This window comes from Verminephrobacter eiseniae EF01-2 (assembly GCF_000015565.1).
In the GTDB taxonomy this organism is placed as follows: domain Bacteria; phylum Pseudomonadota; class Gammaproteobacteria; order Burkholderiales; family Burkholderiaceae_C; genus Acidovorax; species Acidovorax eiseniae.
Window position 1 is genome coordinate 3,946,737 of record NC_008786.1, and the last position, 25,348, is coordinate 3,972,084.

29 protein-coding genes are annotated in these 25,348 nt (G+C 65.8%); 19 read left to right on the plus strand and 10 right to left on the minus strand.

Going from position 1 to position 25,348, the window contains the following annotated elements; translation table 11 throughout:
• The first annotated feature begins 14 nt into the window (after positions 1–14).
• The 11 genes from VEIS_RS17300 (at position 15) to VEIS_RS17350 (ending at position 13,361) form a co-directional block, all read left to right on the plus strand.
• Positions 15–1,613, plus strand: a complete 1,599-nt coding sequence (locus VEIS_RS17300; RefSeq protein WP_011811279.1) for an acyl CoA:acetate/3-ketoacid CoA transferase — start codon at positions 15–17, stop codon at positions 1,611–1,613.
• Entirely contained in the window at positions 1,603–2,391 is a 789-nt protein-coding gene (locus VEIS_RS17305) for an enoyl-CoA hydratase/isomerase family protein (RefSeq protein ID WP_011811280.1), read from the plus strand. Before VEIS_RS17300 ends, VEIS_RS17305 begins: the two co-directional genes overlap by 11 nt.
• A 48-nt stretch (positions 2,392–2,439) precedes the next feature.
• Positions 2,440–3,930: an aldehyde dehydrogenase family protein gene (locus VEIS_RS17310; RefSeq protein ID WP_041950131.1), complete on the plus strand. Its 1,491-nt coding sequence runs from the start codon at positions 2,440–2,442 to the stop codon at positions 3,928–3,930.
• A 48-nt stretch (positions 3,931–3,978) separates the two neighbouring features.
• A complete protein-coding gene (locus VEIS_RS17315) occupies positions 3,979–5,223 on the plus strand; it encodes an ABC transporter substrate-binding protein (protein ID WP_011811282.1) in 1,245 nt (414 codons plus the stop codon).
• A 103-nt stretch (positions 5,224–5,326) separates the two neighbouring features.
• Positions 5,327–6,193, plus strand: coding sequence for a carbohydrate ABC transporter permease (locus tag VEIS_RS17320; RefSeq protein WP_011811283.1), 867 nt, complete (start codon positions 5,327–5,329; stop codon positions 6,191–6,193).
• Positions 6,186–7,070 (plus strand): carbohydrate ABC transporter permease, encoded by an 885-nt coding sequence (locus VEIS_RS17325; protein ID WP_011811284.1) that lies wholly within the window; start codon positions 6,186–6,188, stop codon positions 7,068–7,070. The genes VEIS_RS17320 and VEIS_RS17325 overlap by 8 nt, the downstream gene beginning before the upstream one ends.
• Positions 7,071–7,080: 10 nt before the next feature.
• Positions 7,081–8,202: an ABC transporter ATP-binding protein gene (locus VEIS_RS17330; RefSeq protein ID WP_011811285.1), complete on the plus strand. Its 1,122-nt coding sequence runs from the start codon at positions 7,081–7,083 to the stop codon at positions 8,200–8,202.
• Between the two features lie 16 nt (positions 8,203–8,218).
• Positions 8,219–9,727, plus strand: a complete 1,509-nt coding sequence (locus tag VEIS_RS17335; RefSeq protein ID WP_232287732.1) for a GMC oxidoreductase — start codon at positions 8,219–8,221, stop codon at positions 9,725–9,727.
• Positions 9,724–10,515, plus strand: a complete 792-nt coding sequence (locus VEIS_RS17340; protein ID WP_011811287.1) for a 3-ketoacyl-ACP reductase — start codon at positions 9,724–9,726, stop codon at positions 10,513–10,515. The genes VEIS_RS17335 and VEIS_RS17340 overlap by 4 nt, the downstream gene beginning before the upstream one ends.
• A 21-nt stretch (positions 10,516–10,536) precedes the next feature.
• The gene (locus VEIS_RS17345; RefSeq protein WP_011811288.1) at positions 10,537–12,156 is read left to right on the plus strand and encodes a GMC family oxidoreductase; all 1,620 of its coding nucleotides are present in this window, start codon (positions 10,537–10,539) and stop codon (positions 12,154–12,156) included.
• Between the two features lie 20 nt (positions 12,157–12,176).
• Positions 12,177–13,361 (plus strand): dihydrodipicolinate synthase family protein, encoded by a 1,185-nt coding sequence (locus tag VEIS_RS17350; RefSeq protein ID WP_011811289.1) that lies wholly within the window; start codon positions 12,177–12,179, stop codon positions 13,359–13,361.
• 61 nt (positions 13,362–13,422) lie between these two features.
• On the opposite strand, the gene VEIS_RS28985 is transcribed toward VEIS_RS17350, so the two are convergent.
• Positions 13,423–13,602 (minus strand): hypothetical protein, encoded by a 180-nt coding sequence (locus tag VEIS_RS28985; protein ID WP_157048563.1) that lies wholly within the window; start codon positions 13,600–13,602, stop codon positions 13,423–13,425.
• On the opposite strand from VEIS_RS28985, the gene VEIS_RS31215 reads away from it, so the two are divergent.
• Genes VEIS_RS31215 through VEIS_RS17360 form a run of 3 tightly spaced genes read left to right on the plus strand, consistent with a single transcriptional unit; the run spans position 13,584 to position 14,448 of the window.
• The gene (locus VEIS_RS31215; protein ID WP_265259691.1) at positions 13,584–13,709 is read left to right on the plus strand and encodes a hypothetical protein; all 126 of its coding nucleotides are present in this window, start codon (positions 13,584–13,586) and stop codon (positions 13,707–13,709) included. The genes VEIS_RS28985 and VEIS_RS31215 overlap by 19 nt on opposite strands.
• Positions 13,709–14,167 (plus strand): SRPBCC family protein, encoded by a 459-nt coding sequence (locus VEIS_RS17355; RefSeq protein ID WP_011811291.1) that lies wholly within the window; start codon positions 13,709–13,711, stop codon positions 14,165–14,167. Before VEIS_RS31215 ends, VEIS_RS17355 begins: the two co-directional genes overlap by 1 nt.
• Positions 14,164–14,448 (plus strand): hypothetical protein, encoded by a 285-nt coding sequence (locus VEIS_RS17360; protein ID WP_011811292.1) that lies wholly within the window; start codon positions 14,164–14,166, stop codon positions 14,446–14,448. Before VEIS_RS17355 ends, VEIS_RS17360 begins: the two co-directional genes overlap by 4 nt.
• A gap of 268 nt (positions 14,449–14,716) precedes the next feature.
• Here VEIS_RS17360 and VEIS_RS17365 read toward each other — a convergent pair whose 3' ends face one another.
• On the minus strand, positions 14,717–15,667 hold the full coding sequence (locus tag VEIS_RS17365) for a PDR/VanB family oxidoreductase (protein WP_041950132.1): 951 nt from the start codon (positions 15,665–15,667) through the stop codon (positions 14,717–14,719).
• Between the two features lie 124 nt (positions 15,668–15,791).
• Between VEIS_RS17365 and VEIS_RS28990 the strand changes: the two genes are divergently transcribed.
• On the plus strand, positions 15,792–15,974 hold the full coding sequence (locus tag VEIS_RS28990; protein WP_232287733.1) for a hypothetical protein: 183 nt from the start codon (positions 15,792–15,794) through the stop codon (positions 15,972–15,974).
• Positions 15,975–16,158: 184 nt separating this feature from the next.
• Here the strand turns inward: VEIS_RS28990 and VEIS_RS30705 are convergent, their stop codons facing one another.
• Entirely contained in the window at positions 16,159–16,356 is a 198-nt protein-coding gene (locus VEIS_RS30705; protein ID WP_232287734.1) for a Rieske 2Fe-2S domain-containing protein, read from the minus strand.
• Positions 16,353–16,571 carry a hypothetical protein gene (locus VEIS_RS29000; RefSeq protein ID WP_157048564.1) on the minus strand — a complete coding sequence of 73 codons (219 nt, stop codon included), beginning with the start codon at positions 16,569–16,571 and terminating at the stop codon, positions 16,353–16,355. The genes VEIS_RS30705 and VEIS_RS29000 overlap by 4 nt, the downstream gene beginning before the upstream one ends.
• Before the next feature lie 265 nt (positions 16,572–16,836).
• On the opposite strand from VEIS_RS29000, the gene VEIS_RS17370 reads away from it, so the two are divergent.
• From VEIS_RS17370 to VEIS_RS17380, 4 genes are read left to right on the plus strand one after another with little or no spacing between them, the layout of a single operon-like run.
• On the plus strand, positions 16,837–17,841 hold the full coding sequence (locus tag VEIS_RS17370; protein WP_011811296.1) for a Bug family tripartite tricarboxylate transporter substrate binding protein: 1,005 nt from the start codon (positions 16,837–16,839) through the stop codon (positions 17,839–17,841).
• Positions 17,842–17,875: 34 nt separating this feature from the next.
• The gene (locus VEIS_RS17375; RefSeq protein ID WP_011811297.1) at positions 17,876–18,103 is read left to right on the plus strand and encodes a hypothetical protein; all 228 of its coding nucleotides are present in this window, start codon (positions 17,876–17,878) and stop codon (positions 18,101–18,103) included.
• On the plus strand, positions 18,103–18,255 hold the full coding sequence (locus VEIS_RS29005; RefSeq protein ID WP_157048566.1) for a hypothetical protein: 153 nt from the start codon (positions 18,103–18,105) through the stop codon (positions 18,253–18,255). The genes VEIS_RS17375 and VEIS_RS29005 overlap by 1 nt, the downstream gene beginning before the upstream one ends.
• Positions 18,252–19,310: an extracellular solute-binding protein gene (locus VEIS_RS17380; RefSeq protein WP_011811298.1), complete on the plus strand. Its 1,059-nt coding sequence runs from the start codon at positions 18,252–18,254 to the stop codon at positions 19,308–19,310. The genes VEIS_RS29005 and VEIS_RS17380 overlap by 4 nt, the downstream gene beginning before the upstream one ends.
• Before the next feature lie 290 nt (positions 19,311–19,600).
• Here VEIS_RS17380 and VEIS_RS17385 read toward each other — a convergent pair whose 3' ends face one another.
• From VEIS_RS17385 to VEIS_RS17410, 6 genes are all read right to left on the minus strand, one after another.
• Complete coding sequence (locus VEIS_RS17385) at positions 19,601–20,446, minus strand: SMP-30/gluconolactonase/LRE family protein (RefSeq protein ID WP_011811299.1); 846 nt, start codon at positions 20,444–20,446, stop codon at positions 19,601–19,603.
• Between the two features lie 85 nt (positions 20,447–20,531).
• Positions 20,532–21,548, minus strand: coding sequence for a hypothetical protein (locus tag VEIS_RS17390; protein ID WP_011811300.1), 1,017 nt, complete (start codon positions 21,546–21,548; stop codon positions 20,532–20,534).
• A complete protein-coding gene (locus VEIS_RS17395) occupies positions 21,545–22,333 on the minus strand; it encodes an enoyl-CoA hydratase/isomerase family protein (protein WP_011811301.1) in 789 nt (262 codons plus the stop codon). Before VEIS_RS17395 ends, VEIS_RS17390 begins: the two co-directional genes overlap by 4 nt.
• A 4-nt stretch (positions 22,334–22,337) precedes the next feature.
• Complete coding sequence (locus VEIS_RS17400) at positions 22,338–23,543, minus strand: CaiB/BaiF CoA transferase family protein (RefSeq protein ID WP_011811302.1); 1,206 nt, start codon at positions 23,541–23,543, stop codon at positions 22,338–22,340.
• A 20-nt stretch (positions 23,544–23,563) separates the two neighbouring features.
• On the minus strand, positions 23,564–24,349 hold the full coding sequence (locus tag VEIS_RS17405; protein WP_011811303.1) for an SDR family NAD(P)-dependent oxidoreductase: 786 nt from the start codon (positions 24,347–24,349) through the stop codon (positions 23,564–23,566).
• 1 nt (position 24,350) lies between these two features.
• Positions 24,351–25,304 carry an ABC transporter permease gene (locus VEIS_RS17410; RefSeq protein WP_232287735.1) on the minus strand — a complete coding sequence of 318 codons (954 nt, stop codon included), beginning with the start codon at positions 25,302–25,304 and terminating at the stop codon, positions 24,351–24,353.
• Between the last annotated feature and the right edge of the window lie 44 nt (positions 25,305–25,348).

The following is a 25,348-nucleotide window of genomic DNA, read 5'->3' on the forward strand; positions in this document are numbered from 1 at the left end:
CGAGACTGCGCAACGTGAACAAACTCATTACGCCAGCACAGGCTGCCGCTCTCATCCGTGACGGCGATGTGCTCAGCATCAGCGCGTCCAGTGGCCTGGGCTGCCCCGACAAAGTCCTGCAGGCCATCGGCGCGCGCTTCGACAGCGAAGGTTCGCCCCGGGGTCTGACGACCCTCAACCCGATTGCCGCTGGCGATATGTATGGCATCGAGGGGATCGACCACCTTGCCAAGCCCGGCCTGCTCAAGCGCATTCTGGCGGGCTCTTACCCCAGTGGCCCGTCGTCCCTGCCGATGCCGGCGATCTGGCGCATGATCGTGGACGATCAGGTTCAGGCCTACAACATCCCCAGCGGCATCTTGTTCGACATGCACCGGGATGCGGCGGCCAAGCGCCCTGGCGTCTTGACGCAGGTGGGCCTGGGCACCTTCGTCGACCCCGCGCAGCAAGGCTGCGCGATGAACGCCAGCGCCGCCGCCCGGCCAGTGGTGCGCAAAGAGCATTTCGATGGCCGCGACTGGCTGTACTTTCCTGCCGTCGTTCCCGACGTGGCCATCATCCGCGCCACCACGGCCGACGAGCGCGGCAACCTGACCTACGAGCATGAAGGCGCCCTTCTGGGCGCGCTGGAGCAGGCGCTGGCCGCGCGCAACAACGGCGGCATCGTGATTGCCCAGGTCAAGCGCCAGGTCTTGAATGGCACGCTGCGTCCGCACGATGTGCGTGTGCCCTGCCAACTGGTGGACCATCTGGTGCTGGACCCGCAGCAGATGCAGACCACCCAGACGCCCTACGACCCGGCGATCAGCGGCGAGATTTTTCAACCGCTGGCGCAATTTGCGCCGCAGCCCTGGGGGGCCGAGAAGGTCATCGCGCGGCGCGCGGCGATGGAATTGGGCGCTGGCAACGCGGTCAACCTCGGCTTTGGCATTGCGGCCAACGTGCCGCGCATCCTGCTGGAAGAAGGCTTGCACGGCGCCGTGACCTGGGTCATCGAGCAGGGCGCCGTCGGCGGGATGCCGCTGCTCGGCTTTGCCTTCGGCTGCGCAGCGAACGCCGACGCCATCGTGGCATCGCCCCAGCAGTTCACCTACTTCCAGGGTGGCGGCTTCGATGTGGCGCTGCTGTCGTTCCTGCAAGTGGACGCCAATGGCAGTGTGAATGTCTCCAAGCTGGGTGCCAAACCGTATCTGACGGCCGGCTGTGGTGGTTTCGTCGACATCACCGCCCATGCCCGGCGGATTGTCTTTTGCGGCTTTTTCACTGCCGGCGCCCGGCTCGAAGTCGGCGACGGCAAACTGAGCATCCTGCAAGAAGGCAAGACCAAAAAGTTCGTCCACAGCGCCGAGCACATCAGTTTCAGCGGTTTGGTGGGGCAGCAGCGCCAGCAGCAGGTCAGCTATGTCACGGAGCGCTGCGTCATGGTTTTGCAGCAGGGGGCGCTGGTGGTCACCGAAATCGCTCCCGGCATCGACTTGCAAAAAGATGTCCTCGACCAGGCCGAGACGCCCCTGCGGGTTGCCGACGACTTGCGGCCGATGGCTGCGGCCATTTTTCAGCCCCCGCCGATGGGACTGGTGCTCAAACCTGCCGGGGTGCGCCGTGGCCGATGAATGGGTGCAGACCGCCATCGACGGTGCGCTGGCAACCGTCACCCTGAACCGTCCCGACAAGCTCAACACGCTGACGCCGGTGATGCTCGACGCGCTCGAGAACGCGGCCCGCCGGCTGGAGGCCGAGCGCGATGTGCGCGTCGTGATCCTCACCGGTGCCGGCGAGCGGGCGTTTTGCGCCGGCGCCGACATCCATGCCTGGGCCGCACTCCAGCCCCTGGACATGTGGCGCCGCTGGGTGCGCCGCGGTCATCAGGTGTTCGACCAGTGGGCGCGTCTGCGCCAGCCGGTGATTGCCGCCCTGAACGGGCACGCCTTCGGTGGCGGATTGGAATTGGCCATCGCCTGCGACCTGCGGATTGCCGACCAGGCTGCCCAATTCGCCCTGCCCGAGGCCCGCATCGCCACCTGCCCTGGCTGGTCGGGCACGCAACGCCTGGTGCGCCTGATCGGGCCGAGCGCGGCCAAATACCTGGCTTTGAGCGGGCAGCGTCTGGACAGCGCTGGCGCCCTGCGCTGCGGCTTGCTGCATGAGGTGACGACGACGGCAGCGAAAGGGGCCGCCCTGGAGCGTGCGCAGCAGTTGGCGCAGCAGATGTGCGAACAAGCGCCGGTGTCGCTGCAACTGGCCAAGCAGCTGATCAACGCGGCGGCAGATGAAGATGCCGCCGCTTGCATGGAGGCCATGGCCGGCGCATTGGCCGCTTTCACCGACGATGCGAAAGAGGGTGTGTCCAGCTTTCGGGACAAGCGCCCGCCGCACTACACCGGCCGCTGACCAGCGGCCACTGATTCCATGACCCCCCCATACGACCCGCGTACTGCGATGAACCCGCAAACGAATCCACCGCCCTACCAGGGCCGGCTGCTCATCGATGGCCAGTGGTGCGATGCCGCCGACGCGCGCCGGCTCGAGCGCCGATCGCCGGCGCACGGCCAACTGGTGGCGGTCTATGCCGAGGCCGGCGTGCCGGACGCACAGCGCGCCATCGGCGCCGCCCGGCAGGCTTTCGACAAAGGCCCGTGGCCGCTGCTCAAGGGGGCAGAACGGGCGCGCATTTTGCGCCATGTGGCCGACGGCATCCTGGCGCGCAGGCATGCGCTGGCCCGCATGGAGTCGCTGGAAAATGGCAAGCCGCTGGCCCAATCGCTGGCCGAGATCGAGGGCGCCGCAGACCTGTGGCAGTACGCGGCCAGCCTGGCCCGCAACCTGCACGGCGACAGCTACAACACGCTGGGCGCGGCGACATTGGCGCTGGTGCTGCGCGAGCCGATCGGCGTGGTGGGCATCATCACCCCCTGGAACTTCCCGTTCCTGATCGTCAGCCAGAAACTGCCGTTTGCGCTGGCCGCGGGTTGCACCGCCGTGGTCAAGCCTGCCGAGGTGACCTCCGGCACCACGGTGATGCTGGGCGAGATCCTGCTCGAAGCCGGCATTCCGGCCGGCGTGGTGAATATCCTGGTCGGCCAGGGCGCCGTGGTGGGCGAGGCGATGGTCAGCCATCCGGATGTCGACATGCTCTCGTTCACCGGCTCGACGGCCGTCGGCAAGCAAGCCGTTGCCCGGTCTGCGGCCACGCTCAAGAAGGTCGCGCTGGAGCTCGGCGGCAAGAACCCGCAGATCGTCTTTGCCGACTGCGATTGGGAGGCTGCGGTCGATGCGGCGGTCTACGGCATCTTCTTCAATGCCGGCCAATGCTGCAACAGCGGCAGCCGCATCCTAGTGCAGGATGCCGTGGCCGACAAGTTCGCGGAGGCGGTCATCGCGCGCTCCCGGCAGGTGCGGGTTGGCGACCCGTTCGACGAGCGCACCCAGGTCGGCGCCATCACGACGGAGCGGCAACTGCACACCATCCTCGCGCATGTCGAAGGCGCCCGCCAGGCGGGCGCGACGGTGGCGCTGGGCGGCGCGCGCCTGGACCGCCCGGGCCTGTACATGGAACCGACGGTGCTCACCGGCGTGACCCGCGACATGGCGATTGCCCGGCAAGAGGTGTTTGGCCCGGTGCTGTCGATGCTGCGCTTTGGCACGCTCGACGAGGCCGTCGACTTGGCCAACTCCACGCTGTACGGCCTGTCGGCCGCCGTCTGGAGCCAGGACATCAATACCTGCATCACGGCGGCGCGCCGCATCGAGGCCGGCACGGTGTGGGTCAACACCTTTCTCGAAGGCCATGCGGAACTCCCCTTCGGGGGCTACCGCGAAAGCGGCATCGGCCGCGAACTGGGACGGTTTGCCGCCGAGGACTACACCGAAACCAAGACCGTGCACCTGCATCTTGGTGCGCGCACCGACTGGTATTTGCCCCCGGCCTGATTTCTTTCCCCTGCCCCGCCCTGCAACCCTTCGACTGAGGAGATTCTGATGAAAAAACACATTCTGGGACTGGCCATCACCGCCGCCTGCGCGCTGCCTGCGGCCGCGCAGCAAAGCGTCGAGGTGCTGCACTGGTGGACCGCCGGCGGCGAAGCCGCCGCGCTGAACGTTCTCAAGGGCAACCTGGAAAAGCAAGGCGTCAAGTGGAACGACATGCCGGTGGCCGGCGGCGGCGGGGAGGCGGCGATGACCGTGGTGCGCGCGCGCGTGACCGCCGGCAACCCGCCCACCGCCGTGCAAATGATGGGCTTCGACCTGCTCGACTGGGGCCGGCAAGGGGTTCTGAGCGACCTCAACGAACTGGCCACCAAACAGGGCTGGGACAAGGTGGTGCCGCCTGCGCTGCAAAAGTTCTCGAAGTTCAACGGCAAGTGGATTGCGGTGCCCGTGAACATACACTCGACCAACTGGGTCTGGGCGAACAAGGAGGTGCTGGCCAAGGCCGGCGTCACCAGCGACCCCGGCCACTGGACTTGGGATGACTTCATCGCCGCCGCGCAGCAGGTGCAAAAAGCCGGCTTCATCGCCATCGCTCACGGGGGCCAGCCCTGGCAGGAAGCCACGGTATTCGACGGCGTGGCGCTGTCCACCGGTGGCGCCGACTACTATCGCCGGGCCTTGATCGAACTCGACGGCAAGGCGCTGAATTCGCCGACCACCGAGAAGGTCTTCGAGCGCATGGCGCAACTGCGCAAACTGGTCGACAAGGACTTTTCCGGCCGTGACTGGAATGTGGCCTCCGGCATGGTGATCAGCGGCAAGGCCGGTTTTCAGTTGATGGGCGACTGGGCCAAGGGCGAATTCATCACCGCCAAGAAACTGCCCGGCAAGGATTTCCTGTGCTTTCGCACCCCCGGCACGCAGGGGAGCGTGACCTTCAACGCCGATCAGTTTGCAATGTTCAAGGTCGGCGCCGACAAGGTCGCGGCCCAGTCCTTGCTGGCCAGCGCCATCATGGAACCGGCATTCCAGTCGACGTTCAACGTCGTCAAGGGCTCCGTTCCGGCCCGCACCGATGTGCCCGACACCGCTTTCGATGCCTGCGGCAAAAAGGGCATGAAGGACCTGGCCGAGGCGAGCAGCAAAAACCAACTGCTCGGCTCCATGGGCCATGGCTATGCGGTGCCGGCGTCGATCAAGAACGCCTTTTATGACGTCATCACGCGGCACTTCAATGGCCAGATCGACAACAAGAAGGCGGTCGCAGAAATGGCTGCGGCGGCCAAGGATTGACCATTGACCCACACCCCCTTGGCCACCTGCGGCGCCGGCCCCTCCACGGGGCGGCGCGGGCGGCGCACCGTGTCATGAGAAACCGGGTCATGGAGAAATCGCGATGAAAGCCGGCCTGCTGCCCAAACTGTTGATCAGTCCGAGCGCCTTGCTGGTGCTGGTCTGCGTCTACGGCTACATGATGTTCACCTGCTATTTGTCGTTCACGAACTCGACGATGATGCCGAGCAATGAACTGGTCGGCATGGCCAACTACCGGCGCTTGGCGGGTCTGGAGAACTGGTGGGTGGCGGTTGCCAACCTGGGCGTCTTCGCGACGCTGTACCTGGGCTTTTCTTTGCTGTTGGGTCTGGGTTTGGCGCTTTTGATCGACCAGAAGATCCGCTGCGAAGGCGTGCTGCGCTCGATCTTCCTGTACCCGATGGCGCTGTCCTTCATCGTCACGGGCACGGCCTGGAAATGGCTGCTCGACCCCGGTGTCGGGCTGGAGCGCTCCATCCATGGGTTGGGCTGGGAGAGCTTTGCCTTCGGCTGGATCAAGGACAGCCAGATGGCCATCTACTGCGTGGTGATCGCTGCGGTATGGCAAACCGCCGGGTTCGTGATGGCCATGTTCCTGGCCGGTCTGCGCGGGGTGGACACCGAGCAGGTCAATGCGGCCCGGGTCGACGGCGCCAGGATCTGGCAGATCTATCTGCACATCATCGTCCCGCAGTTGGGCCCGGTCTTTGTGTCGTCCTTCGTGATCCTGGCGCATATGGCGATCAAGTCCTACGACCTGGTGATCGCATTGACCAATGGCGGCCCGGGGCGCTCGACCTGGCTGCCATCGGTTTTCATGTACCAGTACACGTACACGCGCAACGAAATGGCGGTGGGTGCGGCCAGTTCGGTGCTGATGCTGCTGGCGCTTGCGGTGGTGGTGCTGCCGTACCTCTACAGCGAAATGAAGAAGGTGAAAAATGGCTGATCGCGCTTTGGCGCCCCGACGCGCTGGCGCGCCCGGCCCGGGCCGCATCGCCCTGTACCTGGCGCTGGTGCTGCTGGCGCTGGTTTTTTTGCTGCCGGTCTACGTGATGCTGGTCAACTCCCTCAAGCCGCTGGACGAAATCCGTGACGGCGACCTGCTGGCATGGCCGGTCCACTGGACCATTGCGCCTTGGCTTTCGGCCTGGAGCCAGGCGCAGATCGGCGTGCAACCTACGGGACTGAAGCCCTATTTCGTCAACTCCTTCCTGCTGGTCCTGCCTGCCGTGCTGCTGTCGACGCTGATCGGCGCGATCAACGGCTACATCCTGACCCAGTTTCGCTGGCGCTGGGCGCATCTGCTGTTTGCGGCGATGCTGTTTTCGGTGTTCATCCCGTTCCAGATCGTGCTGATCCCGATGGCCAAAACCCTGGGCATGCTGGGCCTTGCCGGGACGATCCGGGGCCTGATCTTTGTCAACGTGGTCTACGGCATCGGCTTTACCACGCTGTTTTTCCGCAACTACTACGCCGCCTTTCCCCAGGAACTGGTGCGCTCGGCGCGCATGGACGGCGCCGGCTTCTTCAGTGTTTTCGGCCGCATTTTGCTGCCCAACAGCGCGCCCATCATCGTGGTGACGGTGATCTGGCAGTTCACCAACATCTGGAACGAGTTCCTCTTTGGCGCCTCGTTCAGCGATTTCAGTTCCTACCCGCTGACCGTGGCGCTGAACAACCTGGTCAACAGCAGCACCGGGGTGAAGGAATACAACGTCCACTTCGCCGGCGCGTTCATTGCTGCGGCTCCTACGCTGCTGGTGTATTTGCTGTCCGGCAAATACTTCGTTCGCGGCCTGATGGCCGGGTCGGTAAAAGGTTGAAGGCAGTCCCATGGCAGCGCTCGATTTGATCCAAATCCACAAGAGTTTCGGCCCGGTCAAGATTCTTCATGACATCTCGATCGCTCTGCAGGACGGTGAATTCCTGGTGCTGATCGGCCCTTCGGGCTGCGGCAAGAGCACCTTGATGAACATCATTGCCGGTCTGGAAGAGCCGAGCGGCGGCAGCCTGAAACTGGACCAGCGCGACATCACCCATCTGGGCCCGGCGGACCGCAACATCTCGATGGTGTTCCAGTCCTATGCGCTGTACCCGAACATGACGGTCGCCAGGAACATCGAATTCCCGCTGCGGATGCGCAAGGTGGCCAGGGAGCAGCGCCAGGAGCGCGTCCAATCGGTTGCCCGGATGCTGCAGATCGAGCATCTTCTGGAGCGCAAGCCGCGCCAGCTCTCCGGCGGGCAGCGCCAGCGGGTGGCCATCGGCCGGGCCTTGGCGCGCGAGCCGCAGTTGTATCTGTTCGACGAGCCGCTGTCGAATCTCGACGCCCAGTTGCGCGTGGGCATGCGCACCGAAATCAAGAAACTGCACCAGCGGCTGAAAGCCACCATCGTCTATGTGACGCATGACCAGATCGAAGCCATGACGCTGGCCACGCGGATTGCGGTGATGAAGGGCGGGCGGCTCCAGCAGTTGGGAACCCCGGCCGAGGTCTACCACCAGCCCGCGAACGCCTTTGTCGCCGGTTTCATGGGCGCTCCCCGGATGAATCTGCTGCAAGGGCATTTGCAGGCCAGCGGCACCGGGCTGTCCATCGTGCTCGGCCAAGGCGCGCAAGGGGCCGCAGCCATCGCCGTGCCGCCGGCGCTGGCGACGCCCGCGCTGTCTGGCTACATCGGCCGGCCCATCATTGCCGGCATCCGCCCCGAGGCGGTCACGCTGGTCGGGCCGGATGCGGTGCCAGGCCCGCTGCAAGCCTGCGTTCAAGCGCAGGTGGAAGTGATCGAGCCCACCGGCGCCGATACGCTGGCGCTGCTCGATCTTGGCGGGCAGGAGTTCACCGTGCGCCTGGAGCCCGATGTCCGGCTCGATGCGCTCCAGAGCGCCCACTTCCTGATCGACCTGCGCCGGCTGGTCTGTTTCGACGCGCAGTCCGAAGAGCGGATCGCCTGAACCCATGCCGGCCACCATGAACCAAGACCCGGCGGATGTGGTCATCATCGGCTCCGGTGTCGGCGGCGGCGGCGTGGCCTTGCAACTGGCCGGGTCTGGCGCCAAGGTGCTGGTGCTCGAACGCGGCCGGTTTCTGCCCCGGGAGCCGCACAACTGGGACCTGGAGGAGGTCTTCGTCAAGCAGCGCTACAAGACCGATGACATCTGGTACGCCGACGGCCGCGCCTTCCGTCCGGGAATGTTCTACTTTGTCGGCGGGCTGACCAAGTTCTATGGCACGGCGATGTTCCGTTTGCGCGAGCGCGATTTCGAGCGCGTGCAGCATGAGGAGGGCGAATCGCCCGCCTGGCCGATCCGCTACGCCGATCTGGAGCCTTGGTACGCGCTGGCCGAGCGCCTGTTCGGTGTGCGCGGCCAGGCGGGGATCGACCCGACCGAGCCGGCCAGGAGCTGTGCTTATGCGCACCCACCGGTGCCGCATGAGCCTGTGATGCAGGCGATTCATGACCGGCTGCAAGCCCAGGGTCTGTCGCCCTTTCCGATGCCCAGCGCGATCGACCTGGGCGACGCTGGCCGCTGTCGGCGTTGCAGCAACTGCGACGCCCTGCCCTGCCGGATCGATGCCAAAGGGGACGCCGAGATCAAGCTGATCCGTCCGGCCCTGCGGCAACCGAACGTCGAACTGCGCACCGGGGTGCTGGTCGAGCGCTTGCTCACCGATGCCGGCGGCAGGCGCATCGTCGCCGCGCAGGTGCTCGAAGATGGCGTGCGCAAGCACATTGGCGGCAAGCTGTTCGTGCTCAGTGCCGGCGCGATCAATTCGGCGGCCCTGCTGCTGCGCTCGGCCAACCGGGCGCATCCCGGGGGTCTGGCCAACAGCAGCGATGTCGTCGGGCGCCATTACATGACCCACAACACCACGGCCTTGATGGCGCTGCATCCGCTCAAGCGCAACCGCACCCGTTTCCCGAAAACGCTGGCGCTGCACGACTTTTACTTCGGCTCCGCCAGCTACGGCTACCCGCTGGGCAGCTTGCAACTGCTCGGCAAGATTCGCGAACCGATGTTGCGCGGGCCGCTGGGCCATCTGCCCCGGATGCTGCGCGCATTGCTGGCGCAGCACAGCGTGGACTGGTACGCGCAAAGCGAAGACCTGCCGGACCCGGACAGCCGGGTCACCCTGCGCCAGGACGGCGCCATCAACCTGCACTGGAAGCGCAGCAACCTGAAGGCGCACCAGCGCTGGGTGAGCCAATGCAAAGAGATTTTGCGTGGCACCGGCTATCCGCTGGTGTTGGCCAAGGGCTTTGGCACCGAGGTGGTGTCCCATCAATGCGGAACCGTCCGCTTCGGCGCCGATGAGCGCACCTCGGCGCTCGATGCGCTGTGCAAAGCCTGGGACCACGACAACCTGTACGTGGTGGACGCGGGCTTTTTCCCTTCTTCGGCAGCCGTCAACCCGGCGCTGACGGTGGCCGCGCAGGCGCTGCGCGTGGGCCGGCATCTTCGGGAGCAACTGTCGTGACGCGCCCTGCCTTGGCCATCGTCACCGGCGCCCGCCGTGGCATCGGGGCCGCCATCGCCATCGACCTGGCAGCCCATGGATTCGCCGTCGCCATGACCGATCTCGCCGACCCTGCCGATACCGCCGACCCCGGCGCCGCGCACACCCTGCACGCGATCGAGTCGCGCGCTGGCCGGGCCCGTTTTTTCCCTTCGGACCTGGCCCGGGTCGAGGCCCATCCGGCGCTGGTGCAAGCCATCGCCGATTGGGGCGGGCCGGTCGAGGTGCTGGTCAACAACGCCGGCATCGCCGCACCGAGCCGTGGCGATCTGCTCGATGTGCAGCCCCGCGCCTTCGACGAGGTGCTGGGCGTGAACCTGCGCGGAACCTTCTTCATGACCCAGGCCGTCGCGCGCCACATGCTGCAAACGACGCCGGCGCATCCGGCACGCCCGCGCACGATAGTGACACTGTCCTCGGTCAGCGCCGAACTGGCCTCGATCGAACGCGCAGAGTATTGCCTGTCCAAGTCCGGGCTGCCCATGCTCACCAAACTGTTTGCGCTGCGCCTGGCAGCGGCCGGCATCGCCGTGTTCGAGATCCGGCCCGGCATCATCCAAACGCCGATGACGCAGCCGGTGGCCGCCCAATACGGGCAGCGCATCGCCGAAGGGCTGGTGCCCATGCAGCGCTGGGGGCAGCCCGAGGATGTGGCGCGCGCGGTGTCGGCACTGGCCAGCGGGCAGTTGGCTTTTGCCACCGGCAGCGCGCTGTCGGTGGACGGCGCGCTCTCCATTGCACGCTTATGACATCGACGACGCTGATCACGCATGGAAAACTACGACTACATCATCGCCGGCGGCGGCTCCGCCGGTTGCGTACTGGCCAACCGGCTGAGCGCTGACCCGTCGGTCAGCGTGTTGCTCATCGAGGCCGGAGGGCCGGACCGGCACCCGCTGTTCCACTGGCCTGCCGGCTTTGCCAAGATGACCAAGGGCATTGCCTCCTGGGGCTGGAGCACGGTGCCGCAAAAGCACCTGCAAGGCCGGGTGCTGCGCTTTACCCAGGCCAAGGTCATCGGAGGCGGCTCATCGATCAATGCCCAGCTCTACACCCGTGGCGCCGCCGCAGATTACGAGACCTGGGTGCGGGACGCGGGCGCGCTCGGCTGGGGCTATGCCGACGTGCTGCCGTATTTCAAACGCTCGGAAAACAACCAGCGCTTTGCCAACGAGCACCACAGCTATGGCGGCCCGCTCGGGGTGTCCAACCCGGTCAGCCCATTGCCCATTTGCGAAGCCTTTTTTCAGGCCGGGCAGGAGCTTGGCATCCCGTTCAATGCCGATTTCAACGGCGCCGCCCAGGATGGCCTGGGCTACTACCAACTGACGCAGTTGAACGCCCGCCGCTCATCGGGCGCGACCGCCTTTCTGAACCCGGTCAAACAGCGGCCGAATTTGACGATCAAGCTGCACACCCGGGTGCTGAAAGTCCTGCTCGAAGGCCCGCGCGCAAGCCGCCGCGCAGCGGGTGTCACCTTGGTGACAGGCAAAAGCCGCAGCCCGGCGACCCTGCGGGCTCACCGCGAGGTGATCGTCTCGTCAGGCGCGATCGGCTCGCCCCAATTGCTGATGCTGTCAGGCATAGGCCCGGGCGCGCATTTGCGCAGCCTGGGATTGGACGTGGCCCATGACCTGCCCGGCGTGGGCGCAAACCTGCAAGACCATCTGGACCTGTTCGTGATCGCCGAATGCACCGGCGATCACAGCTACGACAAATACGAGCGCCCGCAGCACGCGGCCTGGGCCGGCTTGCAGTACCTGCTGTTCAAGCGCGGGCCGGTGGCATCGAGCCTGTTCGAGACCGGCGGCTTTTGGTACGCCGACCGCAGCCACCCGGCGCACTCGCCCGACATACAACTGCACCTGGGCCTGGGCTCGGGGATCGAGGCCGGCATGGCCAGGATGCAGAACTCCGGCGTGACCCTGAACAGCGCCTATCTGCGCCCCCAATCCCGGGGCAGCGTGCGGCTGGCCAGCGCCGACCCTGGCGCCGCACCACTGATCGACCCCAACTACTGGGCCGACAGCCATGACCGCGCAATGGCCATCGGGGGCCTGCGGCTGGCGCGCGACATCATGCAGCAGCCGGCGCTCAGGCGCTATGTCAAAACCGAAGTACTGCCCGGCGCCCGGCGACAAAGCGACCAAGACCTGTACGACTACGCCTGCGCCCATGCCAAGACCGACCACCACCCGGTCGGAACCTGCCGGATCGGCCCGGAAAGCGACGCCCACAGCGTCGTGGCGCCAGACCTGAAGCTCATCGGCATCGAAGGCTTGCGCGTCGTCGATGCATCGGTGATGCCCTTCGTGCCCTCCTGCAACACCAACGCGCCGACCATCATGGTGGCCGAAAAAGCCGCCGACCACATCCTTGCTCGTCTTTGACCCAGCCCCTGGAGAACGCCATGCACATCCGTCTTCCGCAGATCGACGGGTCCGTCAAGACCTACGCCCTCAAAGCCAGCCCCATAGCGCCCGCGCCTGCGCCCGCGCCAGCGGCCCGGCCCGGCCCGTTCAACCGCAGCGTCTACGCCGCTGCGCATGTGGTCGTCGACCCGTGGGCCACGGTCGACCCCTGGGATGCAGCGCCGGTGATCGATTGGGACAGCACGCTGGCTTTCCGTGAACACCTCTACCGGCTCGGCTTCAAAGTCGCCGAGGCCATGGACACCGCGCAGCGCGGCATGGGCCTGGACTGGCCGGTGGCGCGTGAACTGATCCAACGCAGCATCGGCCATGCCCGCGCCGTCGGCGGAGAACTGGCCTGCGGGGTCGGCACCGACCAACTGGCCCCGGGGCCGCAGGTCTCATTGGCCCAGGTCGAGGCCGCCTACCGCGAGCAACTCGGCGTGGTCGAGGCCGAAGGCGGCCGGGTCATCCTGATGGCCAGCCGCGCACTGGCCCGGGCGGCCAACGGCGCCGATGACTACCACGCACTGTATGGCCGCATCCTGAACGATTGCTCGCAGCCGGTGATCCTGCATTGGCTCGGCCCGATGTTCGACCCGGCACTGGCGGCCTACTGGGGTTCGGCCGATCTGGCCACGGCGCTGGAGACCGTGGCCCGGCTGATTGCCGACAATGCGGCCAAGGTCGAAGGCATCAAGGTCTCCCTGCTCGACGCCCGATGGGAGCTGGAACTGCGCCGCCGCCTGCCCCCGGGCGTGAAGATGTACACCGGCGACGACTTCAACTACGCCGAACTGATGGCCGGCGACGAGGCCGGCCACTCCCACGGCCTGCTGGGCATCTTCGACCCGATCGCCCCGGTGGCCGCCGTAGCGCTGGCGCAACTGGCCGCCGGACGCCCCCGGGAATTTCGCCAACTGCTGGACCCCACGGTGGCCCTGTCGCGCGAAATCTTCCGCGCACCCACCCGCCACTACAAAGCCGGCGTGGTGTTTCTGGCCTGGCTCAACGGCCACCAAGCGCATTTCTCGATGGCCGCAGGGCTGTCATCGGCCCGTGGCCCGGTCCATTACGCGAAGCTGTTCGAGCTGGCCGACGCCTGCGGTGTGCTGTCCAATCCGGAACTGGCGCTGGCCCGGATGAAGCAGTTTCTGTCGGTGAACTGCGGGATTGCGGGCTGAGGAATGGCAAAACCCTCGCCGGCTTGTATGGCCGAGGTGATGATGATGGCGCTTGGTGGCGTCAACCGCGACGCCAGCCCAGTGTCGCGTCACCGATCAGATGTCGTAGACTGCGCGCAGCCATCGGAGCGCAGCGCAAGGCGCATCGCTTGCCCATACCGAGCTGTATTGGCAAGCGATGCAACGCCGCGATGCGCTTCGATGGCCAGCGCAGACCGACAGATGATCGGTGACGCGACACTAGCGGGCCTGCGCAGCTTCGACAAGGCGCTCGAGCCAGAACACTGGGCGCGCTACATCGCCCAATTCAGCAACCAGAGCACAGCAGTCGAGCAGGAGATCGCGTGATGGCCGCAGTGATGGAAAAGACAGTTCTGATCCACGGCCGCAGCCCCGACGAGGTACTCGACTTCTGCTTGGACGGCGCCAACTTCCCGCTGATCTTCCCAGAGCCGATCCGCCCGATCGGCAAGGTCGACCCAACTCAGTTGAAGATCACTGTCGGCCGCGAGTTCGAATTCTTGCACTGGATGCTGTATTGCATCCCGTGCAAGTGGCGGGTACGCATAGCGCAGGTGCACCCCGGCACTGCCTTCGTCGATCAGATGCTGCGCGGCCCAATGAAGCGTTTGCGCCATGAGCACATCGTGAGACCAGATCCTTGCGGCACGCTGTACACCGACCTCGTCAGCTACGAGGCCTACGGCGGCCGACTGGTTGAGAAGCTGTTCGTGAATCGATACATGAACCGGCTGTTCGAGGCACGCCACCGCAACATGCGCCGCTTGTTGGAGAACATCCCATGATCGACGTTCTTCCCGGCACCGACCGCCGCCCGACCGACCTTTACATCGACCTGCCTTTCCGGCTCTATCGTCACGATCCGCTCTGGGTGCCGCCACTGCGCGCCGACATCCGCAAGCTGATGTCGCCGAAAAAGAACCCGCTGTTTGCCGAGGCGGCCATCGAGCACTTTGTTGCATTCAACGAAGCTGGCGTGGTGGTGGGTCGTATCAGCGCGACGATCCACCACGACTACAACAGCCGCTTTGGCGAGCAGCACGTGTTCTTCGGCTATTTCCGATGACAAACCGCCAACTCTGCTGCAGACCTACAACCTGCCTTACTACCGCACTCTTCTGGAGCGAGCAGGACTCTCGTTAGCTTTTACCTTCAGCACCTTTGGCATAACCAGCCGAGCGAACGGACGCACCGAGCGTTTGCGAAAGCTCGGTGAGCGGTTGCGCGAGCGCCACCGCATCACTGTGCGTAGCGCCACCCGACAGGACCTTAAGCACAAAGATGAAAAAACACGGAATCCGCCTTGCGCCGCAGGTCGCCGCCGGACGACGGCGCTACAAATCCAGTTCCAGGGTGGCACATGCGGCCCGTGACACGCACAGCATGATCCGGTCTTGCGCGCGCCGCTCATCTTCGTTCAGGTATTGATCGCGATGCTCGGCACTGCCTGACAGCAGGCGCGTCTCGCAAGTCCCGCAATACCCTTCGCGGCACAGGCTTTGCACCTGCACCGGACTGCGCCGCTCGATGGCGTCGAGGATCGATTCGTCCTCGGCCACCACGAGCTCGCAACCGCTGCGGACGAGCCGCACAGTGAACGCCGCGCTGGGCGCTGGCGCCGGTTGCGCAAACTGCTCTACATGCAGCCGCCGTTCGGCACGCAAGCGCCCCCCTGCGGCCTCGATCTCGTCGATCATCCGGCGCGGGCCGCAGACATACAGATGGTCGGCGTCATCGAGCGCGGCCAGCAGTTGCCGCAAATCGACACGCTGCCCCCGCGCGGCGTCATACAAACTGACGTTCCCGCGCGCACCGAGACCAGCGCAGAACGCGGCGTCTGCGGCGCTCCTGAACGCGTAGTGCAAGTGGCATGTCGCATCCTGCGCGCGCAGGGCTTGGAGGTGGGCCATGAACGGCGTAATTCCGATGCCGCCGGCGATGAACACATGCCGGCGCGCGCTCGGATCGAGCGCGAACAGGTTGCTCGGCGCGCTGATCCGGATCGCATCGCCCGGTTGCAGGGTATGCATCCAGGCCGAGCCTGCGCGCGACTGCGGCTCATGCCTGACCGCGATTCGCACCGTGGCGCCGCCGCCATGCGCGTCCAGCAGCGAGTAGGCATTGACGCCGCCGCCAAACCCATCCGCAATCCGCACCAGCAGGTGACTGCCGGACGTAAAGTGCGGGTAGACGCCCTGTCGGACCCGCAATGTGAACTGCTTGATCGCACGCGCCAGCGGCGCGGTATCGGACACCACGGCGTCGAACCAACCGATGTCTGTCATTGACATGCCTGCGACGACCTGTTGCGATGGATGCCGCCCATCATCCGGTGGAAATCCGCGACCGGGCACTCGCAGATCACGGCCACGGTAGCGCCGCCCGGCACTGCGTTGGACATCACACCTAGTGTCGCGTCACCGATCATCTGTCGGTCTGCGCTGGCCATCGAAGCGCATCGCGGCGTTGCATCGCTTGCCAATACGCTCGGTATGGGCCGCGCGATGCGCCTTGCGCTGCGCTCCGATGGCTGCGCGCAGCCTACGACATCTGATCGGTGACGCGACACTAGCCATGCCCGGAAACCGTTGAACGCCTGGTTCTTCGCAATGCTGCCGAACGGATGGCCCGAGCCTGACGAGCGGCTGACACCATGCGGCAGCGTCCCGTGGCCATGGAAAGTGTGCGTGTAGCGGCGCGAATCGACGGAACTGGAAAAACCCGGATGTGCCGGCGGGCGGTGATGGTATTCCATAGGGTTGTCAACGATGATTTTTCAGTTTGCTGGTGTGTCGGTGATCGTGCGCGGTGCACGCTGCAACTGTGTTGCAACGTTCGCGCAATTGTTGGCAAATGCCAGTTCGCCGTCAAGTTGGAACCTCCACGCATGGTATCGACAGGCGATCACATTTTTTGCGCTCCCGCCGTCGTTGGCCGATTCGTGGCCCCGGCCGTTTTTCGGCAATCCGGTCATTCGATGCGGAGGTTCGCCTCCTTCACGATCGCGGCGTACTTTTTCAAATCGCCTAGTGTCGCGTCACCGATCAGATGTCGTAGGCTGCGCGCAGCCATCGGAGCGCAGCGCAAGGCGCATCGCGCAGCCAATACCGAGCGTATTGGCAAGCGATGCAACGCCGCGCTGCGCTTCGATGGCCAGCGCAGACCGACAGATGATCGGTGACGCGACACTAGGAACTGGCGCCCGAACTCCGCCGGCCCATTGCCGCTGCCGCTGACGCTGGCGCTGATAGCCCCCGAAGGCGAGTGACACCAGCAGCCTGGCAAAGCCCGCAGTGCGGCACCCCTGGCATGGGTCGCGCCCGTTGCATGCGCCGCCGGTGGCGCGCAGCGCCATGGCCACTTGCAGGCCTGGTTTGCCTCGGGTTATTCCCTGGCTCGGTGCCATTCTTGCCAGCAATAATCGATTGACTCTGATGAAAATGGGAGACGACCAATGAAAGCTGCTGCCGACTGCTCGCGCCGCCAGGCGCTGGGCACGGGCCTGGGTTTCGTTGCCACCGCTCTGGCGCCAGGGGTGGCGGCAGCGCAAGGCCCTGCCGCGTGGCCCGGCAAGGCCGTGACGCTGGTGGTCGGCGCGCCGCCCGGCGGTCAGACCGACTTTGCGATCCGGGTGCAGATACCCGGCTTGCAGGCCGCGCTGGGCCAGCCTTGCGTGATCGACAACCGCCCGGGCGCCGGCGGCAACATCAGCGTCGAGCATGTGCTCAAGGGCCCGAGCGACGGCTACCGCCTGCTGGTGGGCAACGGCGGCAACATGACCATGAACCCCCACACCTACCGCAACACACCGATGGTCGACCCGCGCAGGCTGGTGCCGATCGGCCTGCTGCTGCAGTCGGCGCTGGTGCTCGCAGTGCATCCGGACGTGGGTGCGAAGAACTTCAGCGAGTTGCTCGCCTGGGTCAAGGCGCAGGACGGCATCGACTACGCCTCCTCCGGGCCTGGCAGTCTCACGCAGGCGGCGATGGAACTGCTGCGCGAGCGCATGGGCCGGCCGGCGATGACCCACATCGCCTACAAGGGCAGCGCGCCGGCGCTGCACGACTTGATCGCTGGCCGCGTGAAGCTGATGTTCGACGCGGTGTCGGTCATCGCACCCTTCGTCCGGTCAGGGCAGTTGCGGGCGCTGATGGTCACCAGCGACAGGCGCGTGCCCGCGCTGGCGCAGGTTCCGACGGCGGACGAACTCGGCCTGAAGGATTTCATCGTCACCTCGTTCATCGGCCTGTACGGCCCGCCCGGCCTGTCCCCCGAGATCGTCAGGAAGGCCAACGCAGCGCTGAACCAATCGATGGCCGATCCGGTCACGGTCAAGACGATCACCGATCGCGGCGACGAGCCGGGCGGCGGCACGCCCGAGCGCCTGATGGGCATGACCCACGGGTACTACGAGACTTGGAGGCAGGTCGTGCAGGCCAACGATATCCGGGCCGATTGAGCGCCTGTGCCATGGCGCCCCCGGTTCCCGGACCGTGGGCACCGCGCGGCCGCCCGAAGGCGCCCATACCGTAGCCGAAGGCAAAGGTTCCCCAGTGAACGACAAGACCGAACCGATCACGCTCAAGGGACTGACCTGGGCGCATCCACGCGGCTACGACCCGCTCGTGGCCTGCGCGAGCCGTTACGCGCAACTGAGCGGCCATGTGCGCATCGAATGGCGCCAGCGCTCCTTGCATGACTTTGGCGCCGCGCCGATCTAGTGTCGCATCACCGATCATCTGTCGGTCCGCGCTGGCCATCGAAGCGCATCGCGGCGTTGCATCGCTTGCCAATACAGCTCGGTATGGGCTGCGCGATGCGCCTTGCGCTGCGCTCCGATGGCTGCGCGCAGCCTACGACATCTGATCGGTGACGCGACACGAGGAACTGGCGCGCAGCTTCGACCTGCTGGTGATCGACCATCCCTTCATCGGGCAGGCCGATCGGACCGGCTGCTTTCGCGATCTCCGTGAACTGATCGCCGCCCCTGTGCTGTCGCGGCTGACGGCACAGGGCGCAGGCCCGTCCGGCCAAGCCTATGTCTGGCGCGGCAAGGTCTTCGCGCTGCCCACGGATGCCGCAGCCCAGGTCGCCAGCTACCGCGAAGACCTGCTCGCCGATCTTGCGCCCGAGCCGCCCAGGCGCTGGGCCGATGTGCTGCTGCTGGCCGAGCGCGCACGCGCAAACGGGCAGACGCTGTCCTGGGCCGGCACACCGACCGACGCCGCCTGCACCTTTCTGACGCTGGCCGCCAACCTGGGGCACCCGCTGGGCCGCAACGAAGGCGAGTTCCTGCCGGCCCATGTGACCGAACAGGTCATGCGGCACCTGCACTGGATCGTGCAACATGCGCAGCCGTCCTGCCTGGTCGACAACCCGATCCGCGTGTACGAGGCGATGCTGGCCGGCGAGCGCATGGTCTATTGCCCTGCGGCCTTTGGCTACTCCAACTACGCGCGCCAAGAGCGCAGGCCCTGGCTGCGGTTCGCGCCGCTGGCCGGGCCGGGTGCCGAGCCATCGTGTGGCGCCCTGCTCGGCGGCGCCGGCATGGCGATCTCCAGCCACAGCGTGGCACCGCGCGCGGCCGCCGCCTTTCTCGCCTGGTTGCACAGTGCCAAAGTGCAGCGCGGCCTCTACGCCAGCGCCGGGGGCCAGCCCGGCAACCTGGCTGCCTGGCGCGACCGGAGCGTCAACGCCATGGCCCGCGACTTCTTCGCCGCCACGCTGACGACACTCGAAGCCGCCTGGGTGCGCCCGCGATTCGCCGGCATCGTTGCCTTCGTGGAAGCCGCCGGCGGCGAAATCAACCGCTGTCTGCGCGGTCAGACCGACATGCGCCGGCTGCACCGAGCGCTGACCGCGCTGTACCACCAAGCCTGGGCGGAGCGCGGCCAGGCGCTGTCGCCGGCGCTGAAACACGCACCATGAACCGCGCCTCGGCGCCCCTTCTGGAAATGGAAATCTGCAGCCATGCCGCGCTCGTCCGCTGGAACCGGACCGGGTAGTTCGACGCAACGGACAGCCCGATGGCCGATCCGTCGTGCGCCGCGTTCAAGGCCGCCGGTACGACACCGGGCGTCTTGGGGCGCTTTGGGGCGCTTTGGGGCGTCTTGGGGTCTTGGGAAGGCCGACCGGGCGCATGGCCCCATTCCCCTGCGGATGCGGCCCCCTGCGGATGTGGGGTGGCAAATCCGGCGGGCCGAACGGGCCGCAGACCGTCAGCGGCCCGGGCTGGCAAGGGCGGCCAGATCGATCTCGGTGATGTGCCAGCGGCCAAGATTTGCCGTGTAGAGTTTGTCGCCCTTGAAGGCGATGTTGGTGGGATGCGCCAGCGTGGTCGCTGTCGGATCCTCCATCAGCACTTCGAGACCCCGATCTTTGCGCCAGCGATAAATCCGGCTTGGCTCGTAGCATGAAATGAACAGCGAACCGTCGGGCGCGCAGGCCACGCCGTCCGGAACGTTGTGCACCCCCTCGACGACGACCCGCCGGGCTCCGGGCGCACCGTCGGCGAGGATCGGCACATAGCTGATGCACGGTGCATTGCTTTCCACCACATACAGGCCGTTGCCATCCGGCGCCATGGCCATGCCATTGGCAAAGGACATGGCCTCGCGGCACCACAGGCCGCCGTCGCCGGTCTTCAGGTCGTAGCGGAAGATGCCGGAGCGGTTGTCTTGGCCGACACTGTCCGACACGAAGAGCCAGCCCCTCAGCTCGTCGACGACCGGGTAATTCGGCACGCGGATGCCCGCCGAAGCAAAGCGTTCCATCTGCGCTGTCCCGGCATCCCGGCGAAAGATCGCCGAGTGCTTCCAATCGCAGGCAAAACAGTTCCCGGCACCGTCGAAGGCAATGCCGAGCAGAAACCCTTGCGTGCCACCCATGCGCTCGACCGAAGCACCATCGGCGGCCAGCCGCAGCAAATCGCCGGTTTCGGTGCCGCACCAGATGGATCCGTCGCGGTGGACGGCCACGCCCTCCGGGTGCGCGACGCGCGGGCTGGTGAAGATGCCGTCGAAGAAAACTTTCGCGGCCGACATTTCGAGCAACGGTTTTGCCATCGCAGGTCCCTTCACCCGTGCGGCAGCCCGGCAGCCCGTCGCCATCCGTCGAGCCGAGGCCGGTTCGGCATGGCTGCGCGCTCTTTCACAGCGCGGATGCCTCGATCCGGTAGCGGGTCACGAACGGCCTTTCGGGCGAGAATTCCAGCGCCGTCGCAATGCCGGATTGCGCGAGCGGATTGTCGGCCAGTGCGGTCGCCAGGCCGAGGCCGAAGGGCGAGCAGACCGGTTCGATGCCGATGGCGACATGGCGCCCATTCCACGGCGCGGCCTTGCGGCCCCGATGGGAGTACCAGAGCAGAAGGCTTGGGAAATGCGCCTTTTGCCACGAGAGTCGGACCCGGTAGCCGTCCGCATGGTTGGCAAGCGCCACCGTGCCGTCGAGTCCATGGACCTGCAGCAGTTCCTCCGTCACGGCGGCCAGTGGCAAGCGTGAGGCGTCCAGCATGCCGCCGGAGCGTGCCGGAACGCTGGCCAGATCGGTGAAGGTTTTGCCATCGGCAAACAAGGCAGCGCCCGGCTCGACCTCGTGTGGATAGGTGTGGCCATGATCGAAATGGCCGAGTTCCAGCGTGGCGGCACCGGTCTTTTCCGGCAGCCGGAAGACAGGATGCAGGCCAATGGGCAGGCGGCAGGCACGGCGGACGATGACTTTCAATTCAATGTCGATGGCCGGCGCCGACGGGTCGGGCACCACCGTCCGTTCGACGCGCTCGACCGGGCTTGCGGTGGGATAGGCAAGCGCCAGGGCCAATGACTGGCGCTCGCTGGCGCGCCAATCCCAGTCATGGTTCGATCCATGGCCATGGACTTCTTCGTCAGGCTCCGGCGCAAGCATCACGCGCGACCAGTCCCCGGGCCATCCGTCGGCCGGCACCGAATAGCCGAAGGGGACGCACGGCCATTCGCCGCGCAGCTTGCGCAGAACGCCCGGCAGCGCTTGCGCCTGCGGTTCGTGCGACCAGGGGGCGATGTGCAGCGGCGAAATCTGCCGACCATCCGCAAGCACGAATGTCACGGGCGCAAGCATCGCGCCGAGCCGCTGGACGGTCAGCGCGCCATGCGCCCAGCCGAGTCCGCGGTAGTTGTCGCTGTCCTTCATGGTGGCTCCTTCTTCGTTGGTGTTGCGTTTTTTCCGGCGAACGCCTCGATCCGCCGCTGGCCGGTCTCGCTGCGGTAGAGGCGGCCCAGGATATCGCGCTCCATGGCGAGGCCGCCGGCCAGATCTCCCGACACGGCATGCGCCGTCAACGCTTTCATGCCTTCGATCGCGCTGGCAGGCTCGGCGGCCATCATCCGGGCCAGTTCCAGCGCGCGCGGTATCAGCCTTTCGGCATCGACGACCTCGTTGACCAGGCCGGCAGCGATGAATTCGCAGGCCGGCACAATGGCGCCGGTCATCAGCAGGAGGTTGGCGCGGTTGCGCCCGAGCTTGGCGACGCTGCGTTGTGTGCCGCCACCGCCAGGGATCAGCCCGAGCTTGATCTCCGGCAGACCGAGCTTGGCGAATGGGTTGGCGATCACGATGTCACAGCACAGCACCAGTTCCATGCCGCCGCCCAACGCGAAGCCGTTGACCGCTGCGATCACCGGTTTGCGGTTGTTCTCGATGGCCGCGTACATGCGCGCTCCGGCTGCCTGGAAGGCGTCGAATTCCGGCGCCGTTTGCGCGGCGTATTCCTTGATGTCGGCACCGGCCATAAAGCCGCGCCCTTCGCCGGTGACCACGATCGCACCGACGCCCGCATCGCTGGACAGCGCCTCGAAAGCCTGCGTGATCTCGCTTTGCATCAGCCGGTTCATGGCATTGAGTTGGTCGGCGCGCCGGAAGGTGACGAGCGCGACGCGGCCCGAAGTTTCGACCGTGAGGGTTTGACAGGCGCTCATGGTGTCAGGCCATGTCCACGGTCATGTCGCCGCACGCCTCCAGAGCGGCAATCTCCTGGCTGGACAGGCCGAGCTCGGCCAGTATCTCGCGGCCATGCTGGCCGACCAGCGGGGCCGGCCGTTCGATGGTTGCGGGCGTCTCGCTCATTTTGACCGCCGGCCCGACCACCCTGACCTTGCCGCCGCGCGGATGCTCGTAACTGGTGATCATGCCCATGTGCATGACCTGCGGATCTTCCGCCGCGCGGCGGATATCCTTCACCTCGGCGCACCAGATGTCGACGGCCAGCAGCCGTGCCAGCAGATCCTGCGTGGCGAACTTTCTGGTCTCGGCATTGACCTTGCCGAACACCTCGTCACGCTGGTCGAAAAGGGTCTTGAGATCGTCGTAGACCGCAAGCTGCGGTGCTTGCAGCACTTGGTAGAGCGCCTTGAACGGGCTCATCGCGATCGATATGTAGCCACCGTCCCTGGTTTCGTAGATGCCGAACGGCGCCTGCATGCCGGGATGGCCGATCCCGGAGTTCGGCCGCACGAAATCCTCGCCGAGGTTGAGCACGGCGACATATTCCTGGTTCAGATGCGCCAGCAGGCCGGCCAGCAGATTGACCTCGATCTTCTGGCCCTTGCCGGTCTTTTCGCGATAGTAGAGTGCCGACAGGATGCCGTAGACCATGTTCATGGCGCCGATCTGATCCGCCAGGCCGGCGCCAACGGGAACCGGCGCCTGGTCGCCCCGGCCGGTATTGGCAATCAGCCCGCACAGCCCCTGGATCAGCATGTCCTGGCCGGGGCGCTCGACATAGGGGCCTTCCTCGCCATAGCCGGAACCCGAGCAATAGATGATGCCCGGATTGACGGCCTTGAAGTCCTCGTAGCCATAGCCGAGCCTGGCCAGCACGCCGGGGCGGAAATTTTGCACCACCACGTCGGCGGTCTGCGCCATCTCCATGATGATGGCGTGCACCTTGCGGCTCTTCAGATTCAGGGCGATCGAGCGCTTGTTGCGGTTCCAGGCCAGGAAATTCGGGCTTTCCGAGCCGCCCACCCATTTGGCAAAAAAGGTCATGCCACGGAACATGTCGCCGGCACCGGCGCGCTCGATCTTGATGACGTCGGCGCCCATGTCCCCGAGCAGTTGCGTGGCAAACGGCCCCTGTAGCAGATGGCTGAAATCGAGGATGCGGATGCCTTCGAGGGCCTTGTTCATTTCATGTCTCTTTCATGTCGTCAAAGCAGTTCCGGGACGTAGCGCGGCGCGGCGGTCAGCCCGCCATCGACGCGCAGGTCGGTGCCGCTCGTAAAGCCGGCGGCGTCGGAGGCGAGATAGACGGCGGCCTCGGCCACTTCGCAAGGCTTGCCGATACGACCGAGCGGATGCATCTTCACCCACGCCTTGGCGAGGTTGCCGCCGATCTGCCGGGCCAGCCGGTCATTCATCGGCGTGTCGATGGTGCCCGGCGAGATCGAGTTGACGCGGATGTTCACCGGACCGAATTCGACCGCCATCTGGCGCGTCATCGCCATCACCGCACCCTTGGCGCCGGCATAGGCGGTCCAGCCATCGAGACCGATATGGCCCTGGGCCGAGGCCATGTTGATGATCGATCCCGACTTTTGCGCGATCATGTGCGGCAACGCGCACTTGCAGCCGCGAAACACGCTGGTCAGGTTGATCTCGATCAGGCGCTGCCATTGTTCGTCGGTCATCTCGTGGACGGGCATGCCGCCGATGGCGATCGCGGCGTTGTTGACCATCACGTCGAGATGCCCGGTCTGACGGACGGCGGTGTCGACCAGGCGGGCGATGTCGTCCGCCTTGGCCACGTCGCAATGCAGATAGTCGGCAAGATGGCCTGCCGCGCGCAGTTGCGCAGCGCAACGCTCGCCCTGCGCGTCGCTGATGTCGCTCAGAAAGACATGCGCACCCTCGCGCGCCATCGCCTGCGCGATCGCATGGCCGATGCCGTCGGCGGCACCGGTGATGACGGCGGTTTTTCCTTCGAGTCGAGCCATTTCAGCCTCCTGTTGCGCGCCGGCGCTTGGCTTCGTCGAAAGCCACTGCGGCGATGATGATCATGCCGGTGATGACCAGTTGCCATTCGGTCGGCAGCCCAAGCCCGCGCAGGCCATTGGACAGGAACTGCAGAATCAGCACACCGAGCGCCATGCCACCCAGGTTGCCGATGCCGCCGGCGAGACTGACCCCGCCAAGCACGGTCGCGGCGACCACCTGGAATTCGAAATTGAGCCCCGCCGTGTGCTGCGCCGAACCGACGCGGGCTGCCAAAATGATGCCGGCGACGGTGGCCAGCAACGAGCTGATGATCATGCACAGGAACTTCACCCGCCGCACATCGTAACCGGCAAGGCGCGCGACTTCCGGATTGCCGCCAACGGCATAGACCTGCCGCCCGAAAGGACGATGGCGCATCATGTAGGCGAAGAGCGAAAGCAAAATGATGGCGATCACGGCCGCATAGGGAATGACGCCGAACAGCCGTCCATCGGACAGCGCGATGAAGCTGTCCAGCGCGGCATCGTCGGAGATGGCGCGCTGGCCGGTGTAGAGGTAGACGCCCCCGCGCATGACGAACATCATGCCCAGCGTGACAATCAGCGAGTTGATGCCGGCATAGGCGGTGAGCCAGCCGTTGACGACCCCGATCGCCAGCCCGAACATCAAGGCGGCCGAGACACCGAGGGCCAGCGATTGCGTATCGTTCATGACGACGATCAGCGGCAGCGCAATGGTCGCCAGCAGCGCGCCGATCGAAATATCCACTTCGCCGGAAATGAAGACGATGGCGCAGCCCGTGCCGGCAATCAGCGGCAGCGACGCCTGGCCAAGCACGTTGCTGATATTGCGCACGGAAAAGAAGTTCTCTGCCGCCACGGAAAAAAAGGCGATGACCAGGATCAGGCAAACCAGCAGCGCCATTTCCTGACGCCGCAACAGGCGCGCAAGCAAGGACGGTTGCGCCCGCACAGGGGCAGACATCGGGGCGCTGGTCA

Bases quoted from the DNA above. Each gene is read 5' to 3' on its own strand.
- VEIS_RS17325 (WP_011811284.1), top strand. From the start codon at position 6,186: ATGGCTGATCGCGCTTTGGCGCCCCGACGCGCTGGCGCGCCCGGCCCG.
- VEIS_RS17330 (WP_011811285.1), top strand. From the start codon at position 7,081: ATGGCAGCGCTCGATTTGATCCAAATCCACAAGAGTTTCGGCCCGGTC.
- VEIS_RS17365 (WP_041950132.1), bottom strand. From the start codon at position 15,667: ATGACAGACATCGGTTGGTTCGACGCCGTGGTGTCCGATACCGCGCCG.
- VEIS_RS17345 (WP_011811288.1), top strand. From the start codon at position 10,537: ATGGAAAACTACGACTACATCATCGCCGGCGGCGGCTCCGCCGGTTGC.
- VEIS_RS17355 (WP_011811291.1), top strand. From the start codon at position 13,709: ATGGCCGCAGTGATGGAAAAGACAGTTCTGATCCACGGCCGCAGCCCC.
- VEIS_RS17360 (WP_011811292.1), top strand. From the start codon at position 14,164: ATGATCGACGTTCTTCCCGGCACCGACCGCCGCCCGACCGACCTTTAC.
- VEIS_RS17390 (WP_011811300.1), bottom strand. From the start codon at position 21,548: ATGAAGGACAGCGACAACTACCGCGGACTCGGCTGGGCGCATGGCGCG.
- VEIS_RS31215 (WP_265259691.1), top strand. From the start codon at position 13,584: ATGATCGGTGACGCGACACTAGCGGGCCTGCGCAGCTTCGACAAGGCG.
- VEIS_RS17320 (WP_011811283.1), top strand. From the start codon at position 5,327: ATGAAAGCCGGCCTGCTGCCCAAACTGTTGATCAGTCCGAGCGCCTTG.
- VEIS_RS17405 (WP_011811303.1), bottom strand. From the start codon at position 24,349: ATGGCTCGACTCGAAGGAAAAACCGCCGTCATCACCGGTGCCGCCGAC.
- VEIS_RS30705 (WP_232287734.1), bottom strand. From the start codon at position 16,356: ATGACCGGATTGCCGAAAAACGGCCGGGGCCACGAATCGGCCAACGAC.
- VEIS_RS17315 (WP_011811282.1), top strand. From the start codon at position 3,979: ATGAAAAAACACATTCTGGGACTGGCCATCACCGCCGCCTGCGCGCTG.
- VEIS_RS17370 (WP_011811296.1), top strand. From the start codon at position 16,837: ATGAAAGCTGCTGCCGACTGCTCGCGCCGCCAGGCGCTGGGCACGGGC.
- VEIS_RS17395 (WP_011811301.1), bottom strand. From the start codon at position 22,333: ATGAGCGCCTGTCAAACCCTCACGGTCGAAACTTCGGGCCGCGTCGCG.
- VEIS_RS17400 (WP_011811302.1), bottom strand. From the start codon at position 23,543: ATGAACAAGGCCCTCGAAGGCATCCGCATCCTCGATTTCAGCCATCTG.
- VEIS_RS17350 (WP_011811289.1), top strand. From the start codon at position 12,177: ATGCACATCCGTCTTCCGCAGATCGACGGGTCCGTCAAGACCTACGCC.
- VEIS_RS17385 (WP_011811299.1), bottom strand. From the start codon at position 20,446: ATGGCAAAACCGTTGCTCGAAATGTCGGCCGCGAAAGTTTTCTTCGAC.
- VEIS_RS17310 (WP_041950131.1), top strand. From the start codon at position 2,440: ATGAACCCGCAAACGAATCCACCGCCCTACCAGGGCCGGCTGCTCATC.
- VEIS_RS17335 (WP_232287732.1), top strand. From the start codon at position 8,219: ATGAACCAAGACCCGGCGGATGTGGTCATCATCGGCTCCGGTGTCGGC.